23 protein-coding genes and 1 other annotated feature are annotated in these 17,053 nt (G+C 51.3%); of the genes, 10 read left to right on the top strand and 13 right to left on the bottom strand.

The genetic code is table 11. The annotated features are described in order from the left end of the window. Nucleotides 1–95: 95 nt before the first annotated feature. Nucleotides 96–647 (bottom strand): YqhR family membrane protein, encoded by a 552-nt coding sequence (locus E2980_RS03730; protein ID WP_135150797.1) that lies wholly within the window; start codon nucleotides 645–647, stop codon nucleotides 96–98. Between the two features lie 189 nt (nucleotides 648–836). Here E2980_RS03730 and E2980_RS03725 point away from each other — a divergent pair, with 189 nt between their 5' ends. Further along, nucleotides 837–1,772 carry a DUF1385 domain-containing protein gene (locus E2980_RS03725; protein WP_135150796.1) on the top strand — a complete coding sequence of 312 codons (936 nt, stop codon included), beginning with the start codon at nucleotides 837–839 and terminating at the stop codon, nucleotides 1,770–1,772. Between the two features lie 25 nt (nucleotides 1,773–1,797). After that, nucleotides 1,798–2,109, top strand: a complete 312-nt coding sequence (locus tag E2980_RS03720; protein WP_135150795.1) for a hypothetical protein — start codon at nucleotides 1,798–1,800, stop codon at nucleotides 2,107–2,109. Between the two features lie 51 nt (nucleotides 2,110–2,160). On the opposite strand, the gene E2980_RS03715 is transcribed toward E2980_RS03720, so the two are convergent. After that, the gene (locus E2980_RS03715; protein WP_240702851.1) at nucleotides 2,161–3,201 is read right to left on the bottom strand and encodes a patatin-like phospholipase family protein; all 1,041 of its coding nucleotides are present in this window, start codon (nucleotides 3,199–3,201) and stop codon (nucleotides 2,161–2,163) included. 87 nt (nucleotides 3,202–3,288) lie between these two features. Continuing rightward, entirely contained in the window at nucleotides 3,289–3,711 is a 423-nt protein-coding gene (gene mntR / locus E2980_RS03710; RefSeq protein WP_135150794.1) for a transcriptional regulator MntR, read from the bottom strand. Between the two features lie 143 nt (nucleotides 3,712–3,854). On the opposite strand from mntR, the gene splB reads away from it, so the two are divergent. Beyond that, nucleotides 3,855–4,925 carry a spore photoproduct lyase gene (gene splB, locus E2980_RS03705; RefSeq protein WP_135150793.1) on the top strand — a complete coding sequence of 357 codons (1,071 nt, stop codon included), beginning with the start codon at nucleotides 3,855–3,857 and terminating at the stop codon, nucleotides 4,923–4,925. Here the strand turns inward: splB and E2980_RS03700 are convergent. The 7 genes from E2980_RS03700 to E2980_RS03670 all read right to left on the bottom strand — a co-directional run bounded on the left by E2980_RS03700 (nucleotide 4,922) and on the right by E2980_RS03670 (nucleotide 11,477). Next, nucleotides 4,922–5,632, bottom strand: coding sequence for a cytochrome c biogenesis CcdA family protein (locus E2980_RS03700; protein WP_135150792.1), 711 nt, complete (start codon nucleotides 5,630–5,632; stop codon nucleotides 4,922–4,924). The genes splB and E2980_RS03700 overlap by 4 nt on opposite strands. A gap of 18 nt (nucleotides 5,633–5,650) precedes the next feature. Further along, nucleotides 5,651–6,454, bottom strand: a complete 804-nt coding sequence (locus tag E2980_RS03695) for a metal ABC transporter permease (RefSeq protein ID WP_135151030.1) — start codon at nucleotides 6,452–6,454, stop codon at nucleotides 5,651–5,653. Nucleotides 6,455–6,460: 6 nt separating this feature from the next. Next, nucleotides 6,461–7,231 (bottom strand): metal ABC transporter ATP-binding protein, encoded by a 771-nt coding sequence (locus E2980_RS03690; RefSeq protein ID WP_135150791.1) that lies wholly within the window; start codon nucleotides 7,229–7,231, stop codon nucleotides 6,461–6,463. 54 nt (nucleotides 7,232–7,285) lie between these two features. Further along, nucleotides 7,286–8,260 (bottom strand): metal ABC transporter solute-binding protein, Zn/Mn family, encoded by a 975-nt coding sequence (locus E2980_RS03685; RefSeq protein ID WP_135150790.1) that lies wholly within the window; start codon nucleotides 8,258–8,260, stop codon nucleotides 7,286–7,288. Nucleotides 8,261–8,393: 133 nt separating this feature from the next. After that, the gene (gene metG / locus E2980_RS03680) at nucleotides 8,394–10,421 is read right to left on the bottom strand and encodes a methionine--tRNA ligase (protein WP_135150789.1); all 2,028 of its coding nucleotides are present in this window, start codon (nucleotides 10,419–10,421) and stop codon (nucleotides 8,394–8,396) included. 45 nt (nucleotides 10,422–10,466) lie between these two features. Continuing rightward, nucleotides 10,467–10,722 (bottom strand) — a binding site (T-box leader). A gap of 70 nt (nucleotides 10,723–10,792) precedes the next feature. Next, the gene (gene yidD / locus E2980_RS03675; protein WP_135150788.1) at nucleotides 10,793–11,029 is read right to left on the bottom strand and encodes a membrane protein insertion efficiency factor YidD; all 237 of its coding nucleotides are present in this window, start codon (nucleotides 11,027–11,029) and stop codon (nucleotides 10,793–10,795) included. 1 nt (nucleotide 11,030) lies between these two features. Then, nucleotides 11,031–11,477 carry a Fur family transcriptional regulator gene (locus tag E2980_RS03670; RefSeq protein ID WP_135150787.1) on the bottom strand — a complete coding sequence of 149 codons (447 nt, stop codon included), beginning with the start codon at nucleotides 11,475–11,477 and terminating at the stop codon, nucleotides 11,031–11,033. A 163-nt stretch (nucleotides 11,478–11,640) separates the two neighbouring features. Between E2980_RS03670 and E2980_RS03665 the strand changes: the two genes are divergently transcribed. Further along, nucleotides 11,641–11,883: a hypothetical protein gene (locus E2980_RS03665; protein ID WP_135150786.1), complete on the top strand. Its 243-nt coding sequence runs from the start codon at nucleotides 11,641–11,643 to the stop codon at nucleotides 11,881–11,883. A 119-nt stretch (nucleotides 11,884–12,002) separates the two neighbouring features. On the opposite strand, the gene E2980_RS03660 is transcribed toward E2980_RS03665, so the two are convergent. After that, nucleotides 12,003–12,203, bottom strand: a complete 201-nt coding sequence (locus E2980_RS03660; RefSeq protein WP_135150785.1) for a hypothetical protein — start codon at nucleotides 12,201–12,203, stop codon at nucleotides 12,003–12,005. 72 nt (nucleotides 12,204–12,275) lie between these two features. Continuing rightward, the gene (locus E2980_RS03655; RefSeq protein ID WP_135150784.1) at nucleotides 12,276–12,737 is read right to left on the bottom strand and encodes a hypothetical protein; all 462 of its coding nucleotides are present in this window, start codon (nucleotides 12,735–12,737) and stop codon (nucleotides 12,276–12,278) included. Between the two features lie 193 nt (nucleotides 12,738–12,930). On the opposite strand from E2980_RS03655, the gene E2980_RS03650 reads away from it, so the two are divergent. From E2980_RS03650 to E2980_RS03625, 6 genes are all read left to right on the top strand, one after another. Further along, nucleotides 12,931–13,170 carry a spore germination protein gene (locus E2980_RS03650; RefSeq protein WP_135150783.1) on the top strand — a complete coding sequence of 80 codons (240 nt, stop codon included), beginning with the start codon at nucleotides 12,931–12,933 and terminating at the stop codon, nucleotides 13,168–13,170. Continuing rightward, complete coding sequence (locus E2980_RS03645; RefSeq protein ID WP_135150782.1) at nucleotides 13,167–13,382, top strand: spore germination protein GerPB; 216 nt, start codon at nucleotides 13,167–13,169, stop codon at nucleotides 13,380–13,382. The genes E2980_RS03650 and E2980_RS03645 overlap by 4 nt, the downstream gene beginning before the upstream one ends. 14 nt (nucleotides 13,383–13,396) lie before the next feature. Next, nucleotides 13,397–14,056: a spore germination protein GerPC gene (gene gerPC, locus E2980_RS03640; RefSeq protein WP_135150781.1), complete on the top strand. Its 660-nt coding sequence runs from the start codon at nucleotides 13,397–13,399 to the stop codon at nucleotides 14,054–14,056. After that, entirely contained in the window at nucleotides 14,056–14,295 is a 240-nt protein-coding gene (locus tag E2980_RS03635; protein WP_135150780.1) for a spore gernimation protein GerPD, read from the top strand. The genes gerPC and E2980_RS03635 overlap by 1 nt, the downstream gene beginning before the upstream one ends. Then, a complete protein-coding gene (locus E2980_RS03630) occupies nucleotides 14,295–14,678 on the top strand; it encodes a spore germination protein GerPE (protein ID WP_135150779.1) in 384 nt (127 codons plus the stop codon). Before E2980_RS03635 ends, E2980_RS03630 begins: the two co-directional genes overlap by 1 nt. 116 nt (nucleotides 14,679–14,794) lie before the next feature. After that, complete coding sequence (locus E2980_RS03625) at nucleotides 14,795–14,929, top strand: MYXO-CTERM sorting domain-containing protein (protein WP_135150778.1); 135 nt, start codon at nucleotides 14,795–14,797, stop codon at nucleotides 14,927–14,929. A gap of 78 nt (nucleotides 14,930–15,007) precedes the next feature. Here E2980_RS03625 and E2980_RS03620 read toward each other — a convergent pair whose 3' ends face one another. After that, entirely contained in the window at nucleotides 15,008–16,690 is a 1,683-nt protein-coding gene (locus tag E2980_RS03620; protein WP_135150777.1) for a PucR family transcriptional regulator, read from the bottom strand. Between the last annotated feature and the right edge of the window lie 363 nt (nucleotides 16,691–17,053).

The following is a 17,053-nucleotide window of genomic DNA, read 5'->3' as shown; positions in this document are numbered from 1 at the left end:
GAGCAATATCCGCCGAATAAAGTTCACCAGACATTGTAACATATTGGAGGCTCGTAAGAAAACGGTTGATTGCAGCTTGGAGGAGAGGATATCATTCAGTTGGCGGGCCGAGGAGAACCTTTCTTAGATTGAGAAGCCGGTTCTCTTCCCGCCTCGTTATGAAGCTCGAACGCAATGCTGAAGCCGATGAACAGCCCCCACATCATGAATAAGCAGAAATCGGTCACTATACTGCTCCATCCGATTCGGTTAAGCGGAGGGACTGCGCCAATCAAGGGACCCGCCCATGCATAGACAAGTCCCCACCAGACGACACCGAAAAACAGCCCAGGCCATGGTCCCTGCAAACGCCCCAATATCGCAACATAAAGCACCGCCGCTAACATGGACATCAAAATAAACATGACAAAACCGCCCGCCTGCCAATAAAAGCCGTCAAGCAACTTGCGCGAAACAAAGGGATCGAGCAGGAATGCTTGAGTTACGTTCGTAAAGTTTAGTCCCGTTAAGAGCCAGCGTACCAGCCCCCATATCAAACCTGCGTAAAACCCGATTTTCAAGCTGAATAATACGGGTTGGGTAGGTTTGGGATCGTTGCCGTTATTTCCACTATGTTGGCGATCGGATTCCGTCTGTTCGGCCTTCATTAATCATCCATCCTAGTGTGATTTTTTGGAAAAACTTCGATCTAGTATGTCTCCGGGACCGCGAATCTACTCGTTCAATGGATGGTAAACTCCATTCCCTGTGGCTTTCTACCCTTTAATCTAGTAAAATAAACGTACTTGGGCGTATTTTATCCACACCCAGAGTTTCAGTGAAGCAGGTGGCCAATCATGTCTGAGAAATCTACCGCCGTTTATGGCGGGCAGGCTGTAATAGAAGGCGTTATGTTCGCCGGTAAACATGTACACGTAACCGCGGTTCGTCGGAAGGACCAACAGATTACTTTCCTTGAGGTTCCGAAGAAGCCGGCTCCCTTCTTGACAGCGATCAAGAAAATACCGTTCATACGCGGAATCGTGGGAATCGTCGAATCCGCCGCTAAAGGTTCCCAGCATCTCACTTATTCGGCCGAAGCCTATGCCGAGGATGAATCGGGTCATGAGGAAGAGGCTAAACCGAAACAAAAGGAACGCTGGAACCTAACCATGATATTAGGCGTGGCTCTTGTGGGCATACTTTCTTTTGTAGTCGGAAAACTTATTTTCACTTTGGTTCCCGCATTCGTAGAAAGTTTGATCTTTGGACATGCATTCGAGAATAAGATATTGCACAACCTGCTGGAAGGCGCTATCAAAATCGTGTTTCTGCTCTGTTATCTATGGTTCATCTCCCAAACCCCGCTTATCAAGAGATTGTTTCAATACCATGGCGCGGAACACAAAGTCATTAGCGCTTATGAAGCGGGTTCCGAATTGACCGTTGACGCAGTCCAAAAATACAGCAGGCTGCATTACAGGTGCGGAAGCAGCTTCATCATCTTCACGGTATTAGTGGGTATTATCATCTATTCCTTTTTCACATGGGATACCATGGGCGAGAGAATCGTCCAACGGATTGTCCTGTTGCCGGTCGTTCTCGGCGTCTCTTACGAGGTATTGAGATGGACGAATGCTTTGCGCGACGTTCCGGTGCTTAAATGGCTCGGAGTTCCCGGATTGTGGCTGCAGCTTCTAACGACCAAAGAACCGAACGACGATCAAGTAGCCGTGTCGATCGCCTCCTTCAACCGAATGAGAGAATTGGACCGGCAGGTTAGTCCATCCTGATTTGCATGTTAGGAGGAGGAAACGTATGAGAAACCGAATCCAGCCATGGTTTGCCGTAGTGCTTGCGTTTATGGCCATTGGGTTGGCTACCAGCTTGTTCAGAGGCTCAACCCAATCGTGGCTTATCCCTCTGTCGCTCGTGGCTATCGTGTATTTTCTGTATAAGTTCCCGCCGTCCAGGTGGAAGAAGTCGCCCGGTCGCGGACATTCTCATGGCAAAGGTCCAAGACCGGACTTTCGTCGGACGAACGCCAAATCGGACAAACGCCGCGCATCTCCGTTCACCGTCATTGAAGGACGGAAGAACAAAGACGACGAACCGCCCCGGTATCACTAACAGAACCGCCTCCCTGCAGGAATCGCATTCCTGCAGGGAGGCGGTTTTTTCTCATCGCTTTGTAATGGACACTTTCAGTTTGCCAAGCTTGCGATCCCAGCTTCGGAAAAATGTCTCCCCTGCTTCATAACCGGAGAGATAAAGGTCCTTGCTCATCTGGGGCGAGACATTAAATTGGGTTGTGCCTACCCCGAGCGCAGGGATTTTGATCGTTCGTATGCGATTATGCTTCTCGATATAACGTTCATCGTGCGCGCTAAGCATCGTATCGAACATCGCTTGGAACATCGTGATCGGACCTGTAATGGAATGGGGATGCGCTTCAGAGCGTCCGACCATCTGGAAGCCAATGACGGGAATCGGTGTCCCTGCCATTACGTCGTCCTCGAACAGCCATAGAGGGAAGTTGCTTAGCAGCCCTCCGTCCACGACGTAGGAGAACTTGGATTTCACCGCGTGTTTCTTCCGTTCCTTCAACGGCTGCCGCAGAATAACGGGATCGAAGAAATAAGGAATGCTGGTGCTCATCCGTATCGCCCGCGCAACGGATAACTCCGAAGGCCGGATACCGTAATGGGAAATGTCCTGCGGCAATACGAGCAGTCTGCCGTTCGTAATATCGGAAGCGATTATCCGCAGCTTGTCGTTAGGCATATCCCCGAAGGTTCGTATTCCCTTCGCTTTCAATAGTTCCTCAATCCATTGCTCGAGCGCATCACCCGAGTATAACCCCTTGCGTAAGAGCAAACGGGCAGCCGGTCCTATGAACTTCATATTGAAGATCGGGTTACGCTTCAGGAGCGACTGAAAAGGCATCATCTCGATGATCTCTTTCATATCCGTGGCAGTGTATCCGGCAGCGAGCAGCGCGGCGACGATACTCCCCGATGAAGTGCCCGCCACACGATGAAAGACAACCCCGCACACCTCGGCCGCTCGCACTGCTCCTGTAAGCGAGATGCCCTTCACGCCTCCACCCTCGAATACTGCGTTCACGAACGTCGTCTGCAAGGGATATCGCCTCCGTCCAGCGGTTCGCTCGCATCCGCTCTCGCTTACATCCATATGCATCGCTTTAGAACGGTAATACAATTAATAAAGCCGCCCAGTCCCGGATTTCTCCTTGGGATAGGCGGCTTTCTGTTTCGCTCATCTTTGACATAAGCATTCCGTTGTTGATCAGTCATTGTCCATTTCGGTGCGGATTTTGCTTAATTCCTCGGCCCGGGAAGGATCCCGATTGAAAAACTCGACTAACGTTTCAATGCAGGTAATCGAATCCCAGCTAAGGTGATGCTCGATTCCTTCAACGTCTCCGTATATCTTATCTTCTTGAACTCCGATGATCTGCAAGAAAGTTTCCAGGAGATGATGGCGGTCTACGAGCCTCTTGCCCATTTTCTTGCCTTTGTTCGTAAGAACAAGACCTCGGTATTTTTCATAGATGAGATAATTATCCTTATCCAACTTCTGAATCATTTTCGTGACCGATGAAGGATGCACTTCCAGCCCCTCGGCGATATCGGAAACCCGGGCGTATCCCTTGTCTTCAATCAACCGAAAGATCCGTTCCAAATAATCTTCCATGCTTGGGGTTGGCAACGCAAATCCCCCTTTCCTTCAATATCATACACTGCGTTAAGGGGGCGGGGCAAGTCCCGAGATGTCGAAAAGAATCGCTGCGGCACACTTATCACATAATAGCCTTACAATCACGGAAAATCTTCTCGAAGGAGGCTCAGCACATGACTTCAACCATACTGGAGCCGCCGGTTAGATCATCGAAGGAAACCGCCCTGTTCGTCCCCGAGCTCGTGTATTTCGAGCCCGCGGCTCTCGATTACCCTAAAGGTCAGCGTATCCTCTCTTGGGTTAAGGAGCGTAACCTCCCTTATCAGATGACCACATCCCATAACCGGATTACGAATCTGCCTGGCGATACGGAGCTGGAGCAATATAAAACAGCTAAGAGAACGCTCGTCGTCGGCATCCGGAAAACATTAAAGTTCAATACGTCCAAGCCCTCCGCGGAATATGCAATGCCGCTTGCGACGGGTTGTATGGGTCATTGTCATTACTGTTACCTGCAAACTACTTTGGGCGCCAAGCCTTACATTCGCGTGTACGTCAATATGGACGATATCCTCAACGCGACTCGGCAATATATCGAGGAGCGGTCTCCCGAGATCACCAGGTTCGAAGCCGCCTGTACCTCCGACCCTATAGGATTGGAGCACCTGACCGGATCATTAGCCGACGCAATCACGTTCATGGCGGATCAGCCGTTCGGCCGTCTTCGCTTCGTGACGAAGTTTCATCACGTTGATTCGTTGCTCCCTCTTCGCCATAACGGGAATACGCGGATACGTTTCAGCGTCAATGCCGACTACGTTATCCGTAATTTCGAACCGGCGACTTCGCGATTCCACGAGAGGATTGAGGCCGCCGGCAAGATCGGACGGGCGGGGTATCCGCTTGGCTTCATTATTGCACCGATCATCTGGTTCGATGGCTGGCAAGAAGGTTACGGAGAACTAATATCGAAGCTGGCCGAGACTTTGCCGCCCGATGCGACTCAAGATCTGACCTTCGAGTTGATACAGCACAGGTTCACCAAAACGGCAAAGACGATTATCGAGAAAAGATATCCGAAATCCAAGCTGGAAATGGATGAGGCGAAGCGGAAAAAAAAGTGGGGTCGTTGGGGACAGCACAAATACGTCTACCCGGATGAGCAGGCGGAAGCGCTCCGCGAATTCATCACAGAGCGGATATTCGAGCATTTTCCACAAGCAAAACTAGAATATTTCACTTAGAACTTCAGCCACTCGGGAGTAATGCTTTGCAACCAGATCGTGATCGAGGTCATTCTATCCGTGAATAGCAGCAGACCCATCAAGATCATCATCGCTCCGCCGATTTTCATCAACATATTGGAGTATTTCAAGATCCATCTCGCCGTTCCAAGGAAGAATGCCAATACGAAGAACGGAACGGCGAATCCGAGCGAATAAGCCGTAGTCATTCCGACCCATGTACCTGGATGCGACGCGGCCAACGCTAGAATCGCGCCAAGAATCGGACCGACGCATGGCGACCAGCCTGCCGCGAAACCGATTCCGAATACGAAGGAGCCTAGGTAACCCGCGGGCTTCCATTTCATGTTGAGTTTGCGTTCCTTCATCAGGAGGTGCGGCTGAAAGATACCCATTAAGAAAAGTCCCATCAAGACGATGAAGATCGCGGAAATCTTCCGTATCGTATCCTGATAATCGCGGAACACGTCCGCGAACGCGTTCGAGCCGTATCCCAGGGCGAAGAAAACGGCCGAGAAACCCAGAATGAAGAAGAAAGTATGGCTCATGGTTTTGAAGCGCATGCTCCTGCTCGTATCCGTCTTGATTTGATTAACGGACACGCCTGTTATATATGATAGATAGGCCGGATATAAGGGCAAGCAGCATGGGGATATGAACGAAGCGAATCCCGCCGCGAACGCAATTCCGACGTTAACGTCGGCCATGGTAATTCCTCCTTCGGGCTATGCCCTCATTATGCGCGTTGTCATGACCGATACCGCCAAGATGCCGATTAACAAGAGCACGATCGTACCGCCGGGAGCTAGATTACCGATTCCAGCGATCCATAGACCTGCCAATACCGCGATTTCACCAATAATGACAACCAGCACGACGGCTTGCCTGAAGCTGCGGGACAGCGTAAGACTGCATGCCGCCGGAATGGTAAGCAGAGCGGATACGAGTAAAGCTCCTACGATCTTGATTGACGCGCTTATGACCAACGCGGTTAGGACGCTGAGCATGATATTGAAATATTTGACTGGCAGACCGCTAACTGAAGCGGCTTCCTCGTCGAAAGTCAGAAGGAAAAGCTCCTTCTTATGTATAAGCACCATAGACAGCACAATAATCGTTACTCCTGCAATGACCGCGAGATCCGTTTGATTGAGCGTATAAATGCTTCCGAACAAATAGGAGCTTACATCCATGTTGAAGCCTTTCCCCATCGTGAATAACAGAGAGGCGAGGGCGATTCCGCCGGACATGATAATGGCAATCGATAATTCCGCATAGGTCCGATAAGTACGACGAAGCAATTCGATGGCAAATGAGGCCAATATCGCGAATAAGAGTCCGACCGCTACCGGGTAAACGTTGACCAAGAAACCCAGAGCTACGCCTGCAATGCTTACATGGGCGAGCGTATCCCCGATCATGGCAAGCCGCCTCAATACGAGGAACAACCCCATCAGAGGGGCCGTCACCGCGATCAAGGCGCCGCCGATCAAGGCTCTTTGAAAAAATTCCGCGCTTAAAATATCCAAACCCAACTAACCTTCTCTCCGCAAGGAATGCAGTAAATCGGTCCCGTCGCAATCGTCCAGATCATGTGAATGACGAACATAGAACGAGAGCTTGCCCGATTTTTCTTTCGGCTCTTGCCCCAAATAAGAGCGCACCATATCCATGTCGTGCGACACCATAAGAAACGTGATGTTATGCCGCTGGTGCATGTGTTTGATCATGTGGAAGAAGCTTTGCTGAGTCTCGGTATCGATTCCCGATAAAGGCTCGTCCAGAATGAGCAGCTTCGGATTGTTGATGAGCGCCCTTGCCAGAAATACTCTCTGTTGCTGTCCGCCGGATAGAGCGCCGATCTTCTTATCGCCGAGATCTTGGATTTTCAGCGCGCCAAGCGCATCCTCGCAACGGCCGATATCTTCCTTGGATAGTCTGCGGAATAGCTTCTTGCGGCCGTACAAGCCCGACAATACGACTTCTCTGACCGTCGCGGGAAAGAGCGGGTTAAAATGGTTTCTTTGCGGAACGTATCCGATCTTGTTCCAATCCTTAAACTCGTCCGCCGGCTGGCCGAACAAGGAAATGGCTCCCTTCTGAGGACGGCTCAAGCCGACGATCATTCGCAGCAATGTCGTCTTTCCGGCTCCGTTGGACCCGATCAGGCCGACGAAATCCCGCTCCATTATTCTGAAGGAAACATCGGATAGAACCGATTGGGAGTCGAAGGAGTAGGATACTCCATCCAAGCGGACGATCTCCTGATGGCATCCAATTTGTTGTAGGGTCGAGTTGTTGTCCATGGAGGTCGCTCCTCTTCATTCGACTGCTAAGAGCCTTATTTATTCTATGTTAGATTACTGCAGTGCCTTCCGCAAGTTTTCCAAATTACGTTCGCTTAACGTCAAGTAGTTTTCCCCTGCTTTCTCCTGTTCCGGAGTCAAGCCTTCCAACGGATTGAGCACGAGCGTATCCACGTTGGCTTCGCTGGCAAGCGTTTTAGCCAATTGCTCGGATACGAGCTCCTCGAAGAAAATATAGGGAATTTTATGCTCCTTCACGAAATTTGCGATCTCAAGCAAATCTTGGGATCTTGGCTCGGCTTCCGGCGAAAGTCCCATAATCGCGATTTGATTCAAGCCGTAGTCGCGGCAAAGATATCCGAACGCTTGGTGGGAAACCACGATATCGCGTTTCTCGAACCCCGACAGCTCTTGGGTGAACTTGGCGTCAAGCTGTTTTAAGCGATTTTCCAAATCCAAGTATCGTTCCTCGTAACCGGCTTGATTGCCCGGATCTGCTTTCACGAAAGCATCGCGGATATTGGCAGCCATCACGAGCGCGGAACGCGGACTCACCCAAGTATGCGGATCGACGTCCAATTCGGAATGGCCTTGGGCTTCCTCTTCCTCGCCTTCGTGATCTTCCCCGTGCTCTTCCTCGTGTTCGGGATTTCCTTGGATGAGGGTAATTCCTTTGCTTGCTTCTATGGTCATTACTTTACTATCCGAGCCCAATCCATTCAGGAAGTCTTCGACCCATCCTTCCAGCCCGGCGCCATTGTATAGAAACAATTGCGCTTCGGAGACGGAATCCAAATCGCGGCTTTTGGGCGTCCACTCATGCGGTTCGACGCCCGCGGCTATGAGATTGACGACGGTCGCCTCATCCCCGCCGATTTCCTTGGCGAAATAGTAGAGCGGGTAGAAGCTCGTTACGACTTTAAGCTTTCCGTCCGTTTGGGCGGTATCGTCTTTCTTGCCGCAGCCGGCTCCTATCGCAAGAACCAACACGCTTAAACCTATTAAAATCAGTTTCGATATCTTCTTCATTATAAATCTCCTTAATCGTAAACATTTTTATTAACAAACCCGATTATATCCCCCTCTCTTTCCGCTGTCAACAGAAGGACCCGTCTCCTAAGATAAGGAGACGGGTTCAATTCGATCTATTTAACGAGTTTGTTTATTTCACGATTGCGCCGTTCGGCATGCCGTCCGGCACTGTAGCTAAAGTTAATTGGTCGCCTTGCGAAGCGGCTAGAACCATCCCCTGCGACAGTTCTCCGCGCAACTTCACCGGTTTCAAATTCGTGACGCAGATCACTTTACGGCCCACCAATTCCTCCGGCTTATAGAACTTGGCGATGCCGGATACGACTTGACGCACCTCGAAGCCAAGATCCAGCTGGAGCTTAAGCAATTTATCGGCCTTCGGAATCGGCTCGCAAGCAACAACCTGCGCAACGCGGAGCTCCACTTTCATAAACTCGTCGATGGAAATTTCCGGTGCTAATTCCGGCGGAGTTTCGGATGCGGCGGCGTTGTTATCCGATTCAGCGACGGAAGAGTCTGCCCTTTCCGAAGCTCCGGCTCCACCCGACATCATCCCGGAGATCCATGCGACTTCTTCGCCCAACTCCAGTCGAGGGAAGATCGGATCTCCCTTGCTGACCTTCGATCCGGCAAGCAGGTTCCCGAACTCGCCCAAGCTATCCCATGCCGTCAATTCACCCTCTACAACGCCTAATTGAGTCCAAATGCGCCCTGGCGTATGCGTGAGAAACGGTTGAATGAGGATGGATACCATTCGCAGGCTCTCGGCCAGATGACCCATTACGGAAGCCAATGCCGGCTTGTTCTCTCCCTCCTTGGCCAGCGCCCAGGGCTTCGTCTCGTCGATATACTTGTTCGTGCGTCCAACGAGCGCCCAGATCGCGCTTAACGCTACGGAAAACTCCATTTTCTCTAGAGCTTCTTCCACTTTGTCGATCGTCGCGAGAGCCATTTGCTCCAAATCGCGGTCAACCTCCGTGAGTCCCACCTGGAATGGAGGAAGCACGCCATCGAAGTATTTGTCGATCATCGCGATCGTGCGATTAAGTAAGTTGCCCAAGTCGTTGGCAAGATCGTAATTGATGCGCTCCACGAAATTCTCGGGAGTAAACGCTCCGTCCGCGCCGAAAGGCACTTCCCGCAGCAAGTAATAACGAACGGCATCAAGGCCGAAGTGTTCAATTAGCTTTACCGGATCAACGACGTTTCCTTTGGACTTGGACATCTTGCCGTCCTTCATCAGCAGCCAGCCGTGCGCGAACACCTTCTCCGGCAACGGCAGTCCAAGCGCCATCATCATGATCGGCCAATAGATCGTATGGAACCGGACGATCTCCTTGCTCATCAGATGGACGCTAGCCGGCCAATATTGTCGGAAGAGTTCATCCGAATCCGTGCCGTATCCGAGAGCGGTAATATAGTTGGAAAGAGCATCTATCCATACGTATATGACATGCTTCGGATCTCCCGGAACGGGAATTCCCCAATTGAAGGTCGTACGGGATACCGCTAGGTCCTCTAGACCCGGCTTGATGAAATTATTGATCATCTCGGTTTTGCGCGATTCAGGCTGGATGAAGTCGGGATGTTCTTCGTAGTAAGCTAGCAGCCTATCGGCATACTTGCTCATCCGGAAGAAATACGATTCCTCCTTAACCCATTCGACGGGATGGCCGCTGTCCGGACTTTTGCCTCCGACGACCTCGCCCTTGTCGTTTCGCACGATATCCGTCAGCTGCGTCTCCGTATAGAAGGTCTCGTCCGAGATGCTGTACCAGCCCGCGTATTCTCCCTTATAGATGTCGCCTTGTTCCAGCAGCTTCGCGAAGATGTCTTGCACGACTTTCGTGTGCCGAGGCTCGGTCGTCCGGATGAAATCATCGTTCGTGATCTCCAGCTTGCTCCACAAATCCTTGATTCCCACCACGATGTCGTCCACGAACTGCTGCGGCGTTTTGCCGGCTTCCTGGGCTTTGCGTTCGATCTTCTGCCCATGTTCGTCCGTTCCCGTCAAGTATCGCACATGGTAGCCTCGAAGTCGCTTGTACCGCGCCATGGAATCCCCTGAAACGGTAGTGTATGCGTGCCCGATATGAAGCTTATCGCTCGGGTAGTAGATCGGCGTCGTGATGTAAAATGATTTGTTCTCTTCAGTCATCGATTCCAGCTCCTTAGTGGATTTAAAGACAAAAAACTCCCGTCCGTATGGGACGAGAGTTGTTACTCACGCGGTACCACCCAATTTTCCATCGCATAAGGGCAAGCGAAGGCTCATTAAGAATCATCCCTAACGCCGGACGCGCGTCATCCCCTTACAGTCGCTTGCCGTGCGGCTTGCGTCTTGCTCGAAGACGATTCCTCCGGGACCATTTTCCAAAGCTGCCCTATGCCGGTTTCCAGCTCCCCCGGCTCTCTGCGATAGGCGCGCGTCTTCGTACTTATCCCTTCAATGGAAATGCTTGATATGTGTTATTTGCCAAAATATAACCGACTTGCTTCACCTATGTCAAGCTAGAACGAATAAGCACGTTATTTCTTCGCTTTCAAAGGAGGAACCGGATCATAACCGCCCTTGTGAAAAGGATGGCATTTGCTTATTCGCCTGACCGCCAGGTAGGAGCCCTTCACCGCTCCGTGAACCTCGATCGCCTCCAGCGCGTATGCCGAACAGGTCGGCAGGAACCGGCAGGAAGGAGGTGTTAAGGGCGAAATGAATGCTCGGTAGAACCGGATCGGCCCTTGCAGGCTTCGGCGCACGATCTTCATCCTACTCTCCCTGCGCAGCTGCCGGGATCGCCGATGTATCCTTGCATTCGCCGCAATAGCCGAACACTTCGAATTTATGCTTCACGACCTCGAAGTCGCCCGGAACGTCCGTCTCGGACATGGGGCAGAAGCGGATGGGCAACGTTTTCTGGCACTGCAGGCAAATCATATGGTGATGGTGATGAAGCTCCTCGCAGCTAAGCTTGAACTTCACGCCATCCTCGAACATGATTTGTTCTACTACGTCCATATCGAGCAGCAATCGAAGATTGCGGTATACCGTGTCGAAGCTTAGCCCGGGATAACTGCGTTGCATATGTTCATAGACTTCCTTCGGAGTCAGATAGCCGGCTTCGCCGTCGAACAAATTGACCATCGTCCTCCGCTGTTCCGTGATCCGCAGCCCTTTTCGCGACATTCGCTGCATAATCTCTTCAGTCGTTCTCATCGGATTGCCTCCCGTATCGGAGTTTATCCTTTAACTATGCAGGAAATGAGAGATTACGTCAAACCGCGTTCCGCAGGTGGGCGAGCCCTATAGGCTTTAGAACAGTTCGGATAGTCGCTTGCGTAGTATACTGTACGATAACCCCTGAAAGGAGCATGAGAATATGTCCGATTGTCCTAAATGCACTGGCAAGGCGGTCTACGATCCTCCGAAAACGGTATACGAAGATTATTACCACCCTCAGAAGGTCGACGTCATTCATCAGATTGAAGTCATTAGACGACATCATTGCGTTCCGGTGTACCATCATGTCACGACCGTTTCCGTTAAAGACGTATATTGCGGCGACTTCGAAGGAAACAACCGAGGCCTTCACACGGCAAGCGCGGGAAGTAAGCGGAGATAACAGGCTTCGGTTAAAAGACATTAGGGCGATTAAACGGCCCGACAACAAAAAGGCTATCTTACCGGTCCGACAGACCGGCCAGGATAGCCTTTCTCCGTGCAACGCTCCGATTCCACGAGCTAGGAAAACCAAGTGTTGATCACGATAACCAGCGCGATCAACGATAACGCGGACAATCCCAAAAACATGAAGCCTTGCCGCTTCTTTAGTTGGAAGAATCGCAAAACTCCCAAGCTCAAAAAAGAGCCGATCAGCATGATGAAGATAACTCCCGTGACGAACAAACCCGCCGATACTTCCGATACGTCTACTAAATCCACTACATAAGCCCCCCCTAAAAGCCTTACCCATGTTCTATGCCGACTCGTTGATTCCTCTAGCATTATACCGATTTACGAGCGGATAAACAATTCGTATTCCGACTTTTCCGGGGGTCTTCGCTTGAAACGGACGACAAGCAAACCGTCTTTCTTCATCGCAGCCTGGCCTGTGCGGGCATATACCAAGCAAGGGAACCGTATCGTGCGTTTCTTATCGCCGGGAAGACCGGTAAGCTTAAGACGATCGGAAGTCGCGAACAGCTGCAAACGGCGAATATCGATCTCTGAGCCGAGCCGTATGGTCACGCTGACGGATTTCGCCTCTTGCTTGGTCTCCATTTGGACGAGATTGTAGGACTGAACGCTCGCGACGGACTTTGAATTTTGCATCATTTTTTTAACATACTGGTTCAGCCAGTCGGAATCTCCCGCCCGATCCCAATTTTCCGCCAGCTTCCATGGGATTTCTTTGCCCAGCAGCTTCTGAATATCCTTCCAATCCGGAAGCGGCCCGCTATCGAAAAAGTTGCCCACCGCCCTATCCCTCCAATGGCACATTGGCAACGCAAGCGGATACGCATGCATCACCGCTCAGACTCTCGTTATCAACATATGTCTAGGTTATAACGTCTGTGCGCTCAGCCTCCTAACAAACATACGAAGAACCTCTAGGCGTTCGCCTTCATACACTGTTCCATGACCCTAAAGCGAAGGAGTCGTCATGCCCATGCCATGCATTATCGGCAATGTCAAAATCCTTAGCGTTGGCGGCAGCGGCGTCGTTCAGTTCGGGGATAGCCTACAAAACTCGCCATCGAGCATTACCAAAACATATGCCGGCTCAGGTTCTTTCTTGACAGGAGATCTAGCGAGAAGCAACAACGCCATCAGCGCGACGAATACCAATGACCCGGATGTTCAAGACGCATCGGAAAATGACCCCGGGAACTCGGGGGTAATCGCATGAACTGGAACATTCATCAAACGATAACCATCGGACAGCTTCGGATTGACGGCGTGACCAACTCCTCCGTTCTGCAAATCGGAAGCGCCGGCAGCATTCAGGCCTTGTCGCAAATGTATAATACGGGGGGCTTCACGGAACCCGCTCCCGAGCTCACCGAGCTCGGGGCGGCTACTTCGCCCTTAGCTCTCGTTCCCCTGCCGAGTCCAACGTGAGAGAAGGTATACAGATGCAGCGACCTTATATATGGAACGGCTCTTATCAGACTCCGAATTCGATGCCTACAGCTCAGAATTGGCAGGAATGGATACAACGACTCTATCAATCCGAGCAAAAGCTGCAGCAAATGTCGGAGCAGCTTGCGAATGTGCAGAAACAGCTAGATGACATTAAGAACAAACCCCCTCTTCATATCGAGTATCATTTTGACCAATTAAAGGTAAACCGTTTGGAAGGCACGCTGAACGTCGGACTATCTCCGCAAGGCATCCCGGGAATCGAATCTTTCGAGGCTCCCGATCCCGCCTGCTGGAAAGTGAACTCCGATCCGCCAGATGAGACCGACTCACTCATTCGCAGCTTGCAGAATGAAATGTCCGATTATATGAATGAGGATTCCGCCACGCTTCTAATACAGATGGAACGGCAGTTCAAAGTTGCGTTAGAGGATGATCATCGCGCAAGAGTGATTGAAGACGTGAGGAAGCAGTTAAACGAAAGAGTGCATTACTACGCCAAGTCGGCTCCTTATCCTGCCAAAGGCTCCGAGGAAGAACGTCGTCAATGGTACGAGTCGATCAAGGAGAAAACCCAAAAGGATATACAAGGCGCTTTCTCCGCTTATTTAAGCAAGCAACGCCAAGTCCAGAAAGGCGGTCAAGCGACATAATGGCAACTCCATTAAATATAAACGTAACCAACGGACCGGTATGCGTAGGTTCTATCAGTCTCATCGGGGTATCCAGCGCTTCAGCCCTGCTTGTAGGCGACACGGAATCCATAACGCTTTACTCCTACTTCGATACGCCTCCCGAATCCGTTATTGTCGGTGTTTCCATGGCACCGCTCCCGCCTCTAGAAGAAGAGGAGCAACCCGAAGAAGAACAGCAGCAAGGAGCACTTATCTGATGAGCATACAAGGAAGAAATTCTACGTTGGATTCTCTCTTCGTTAATACCGTCGGTTCGTCCGGGATTGTACAACTCGGAGACGGCGATGAAACTATCCTCTTCAACAAAGCGATAGCGGTGCAAAGAGCGATTCCCAACTACGTAGAAGACGAGTTCCGGTTTGCCTCTTATCCTTTATTCTTCCTTCCCAAGAAATGGCTGCAGCCTTGCGTGGACGTTGATTTTCAAAGCGTCTCCCCTTTACCGAATATCCATGTCGGTTTAGTTAGAACTCTCGGCGTTTCTGCTTCCTCCCTCCTGCGCATAGGCTTGAGCGGACCCATAAAGGCGGAATCTAGGATAAAGCACATCCGTCATTTCAATGACCGGGGCATTCGCTGAAAAAAGGGGAATATCCGTCTACCCGGTACAAACGTACAGGATTCCAAATGTCCCCCGCCATATGCTGACATTGTGATTCGCCATCACACACAAACGAATACGGGAGGTTTTCAAAAATGGGTTATCCGGTTGCAAATGTTGCGGCAGGCTGCGGATGCGGTCATACTCACGGTGGAGGGTACATGGGTACGGCAGCTTTCGCTTTGGTACTCTTCATTCTATTGGTCATCATCCTTCGGGCTGGCTACTAATCGCTAATTAGCTCATCGCTAGGCAAAAAGCACGTCCCCGTCCAGCCGACGGGGACGTGCTTTTGTCTGGAGCTAATCTTATCCGGAGGAGCCTGGAGTGATCTGGCCAAGCTTAAGCGCCAGATGAAGCTGGAGGCGGTCTTCCGGATCGTCCAGTGAAACTCCTAGGATGGATTGGACTTTCTCTAGCCGATAGACGATCGTATTGTAATGCGCGTATAATCTCTCGGAAGTCAGCTTGATGTTGCCGTTGCAACGGAAAAACATCTCCAATGTCTCGACCAGACGTCCGCCGCCCTTGCGGTCTGCTTGCAGCAGCGGTGCGGAGAAGCGATTGAGAAACTGCTCCCTTTCTTCTCCGGAAGGGATCAAATAGAGCAAGGAGTAGACGCCCAGACGATCATAGGATACGATCTCGCCGGGAAGCCTGCACACCTCCGCCACCTGACGCGCCCGCTTCGCTTGGGCCCAGCTTCCTTGCAACCCATCCGAACGTTCGACGATCCGGCCCGAGAACAGCTTCAATTCCCGTTCTCCGAGCAGCGAGCGAAGCTCGGACAGCAACCTGCCAATCAATTGGGAGCATGCTTCCTCGCGGTCTGCTCCCGCTTGCGAGAGATGTCCGATCGGAAGCACAAGCGCCAGATCGTCTCCGATGGGCGCCGCAAGCAACCCATCGACGGAACGAAGTCTTTCGGAACGAAGCCGTCTCGCGATTTCCCGCAACTTCTCGGATGGTTCGGGTGTCTGCCAGCCTACTAAGAGCGCGCACATCGGAGTCCCCTCCGGAATCGCGCATCCGCAAACATCGGCCCTTAGTTTCCAATCCGCTTCCGATACGATCTTGCCCGAAAGCCAATCCTGGAGGAATTGATCCAGATATTTTCCCTCGACCTCGCGAACGGCTTCGACGTTGGCCAGTTCCAATCCCGCTAACGACGATAGACGATCGACGCTTAGCACGTCGATCGGCAGAATATCCCGATTACGCTCGACCAATACCAAGCAGGCCTGTTTCATTCGCCTCGTCGGAATCTGACTCGCGTAAACTCGGTACGAATTCTGCAGCAGCATGAATCCGTTGCTAGACCCGCGCCCCACCTGCCGGAACGTGAGCGATTGCAGGAGCGGCCACACCTCCGTAGGCTCCGCGCTCCGAAGGCTCTTGGACAGCCAGGGCTTGTCGTTCTCCCGCACGACCGCTACCGGATTGTCCAACATATCCTCCATAGCGTCCAAGAACGAATAAAGACCGCTTCCTTCCAGAAGCAGGCGGGTCATGCTCTGTATGCGGTTTTGCAGGTCTGCAAGCTGAGACGTCTCCTGCGCCAATACGCGTTCCATGACGATTCTGACCAAGTCCGAGAACACGATGTCGCTCGGCAGCTCCAACAGCGGCAAACCATGCTTCTCCGCTTCCGCCACGACCTCCGGCGGCAGCTCGTCGGAGTAACGCTTTTTCATGATCCCGAAGGCGGCAACCCCTCGCTTGGCAAGTTCCGGCACTAATTGCTGCAACCGCTCGGGTTCGTCACGGAAAGGATATCCCGTTGTCATCAGGAACTCTCCCGGCCTGACCCAAGAGATCACGTCGGGAACCTCCATGACGTTTACTCGCTTAATGGCCTTTTGAACGCCTTTGTTACCCGCAAGCAATCTAGCTTCCTTCAGCAATGGGATGTTGAGTAGTTCCTTTACTGTAAATTCGGCTTCCTTCGATTGGCTTCCGGGAAGCATTTCTTTGCGCGGCATCATGGCCATTGAGGCTACCTCCTTCAACAACTGTATCCCGAAGATGAGTTGTGGGTTTGAATTTTCGAGTTAGATATTATGACGTAATTTGGTTGAATGAATGTTTTGGTATTCTTTATGTAATATTCTATTACATAACTGGGCAATTGTCTTTAGAAATTATCACTAGTAATGAAGAAGATATGATGGTGTTTAGTCATAAACGGGATGAGCATTGGATATTTGAAGTTAACTTAACTAACATAAGTAGAGTAGAAAACTGAAATTTCTTTGGAGGGCGAAAGCCCTCCATTTACTTTTCCAGCTCCCCCTTCATCAAACCGGACGTGAGGTTTTCCCTCATCCGGCTTTCCGATGTTCTTCTTCCTTCAG

The organism is Cohnella luojiensis, from assembly GCF_004564235.1.
In the GTDB taxonomy this organism is placed as follows: Bacteria; Bacillota; Bacilli; order Paenibacillales; family Paenibacillaceae; genus Cohnella; species Cohnella luojiensis.
This window is presented reverse-complemented; position numbering and strand designations above follow the sequence as displayed.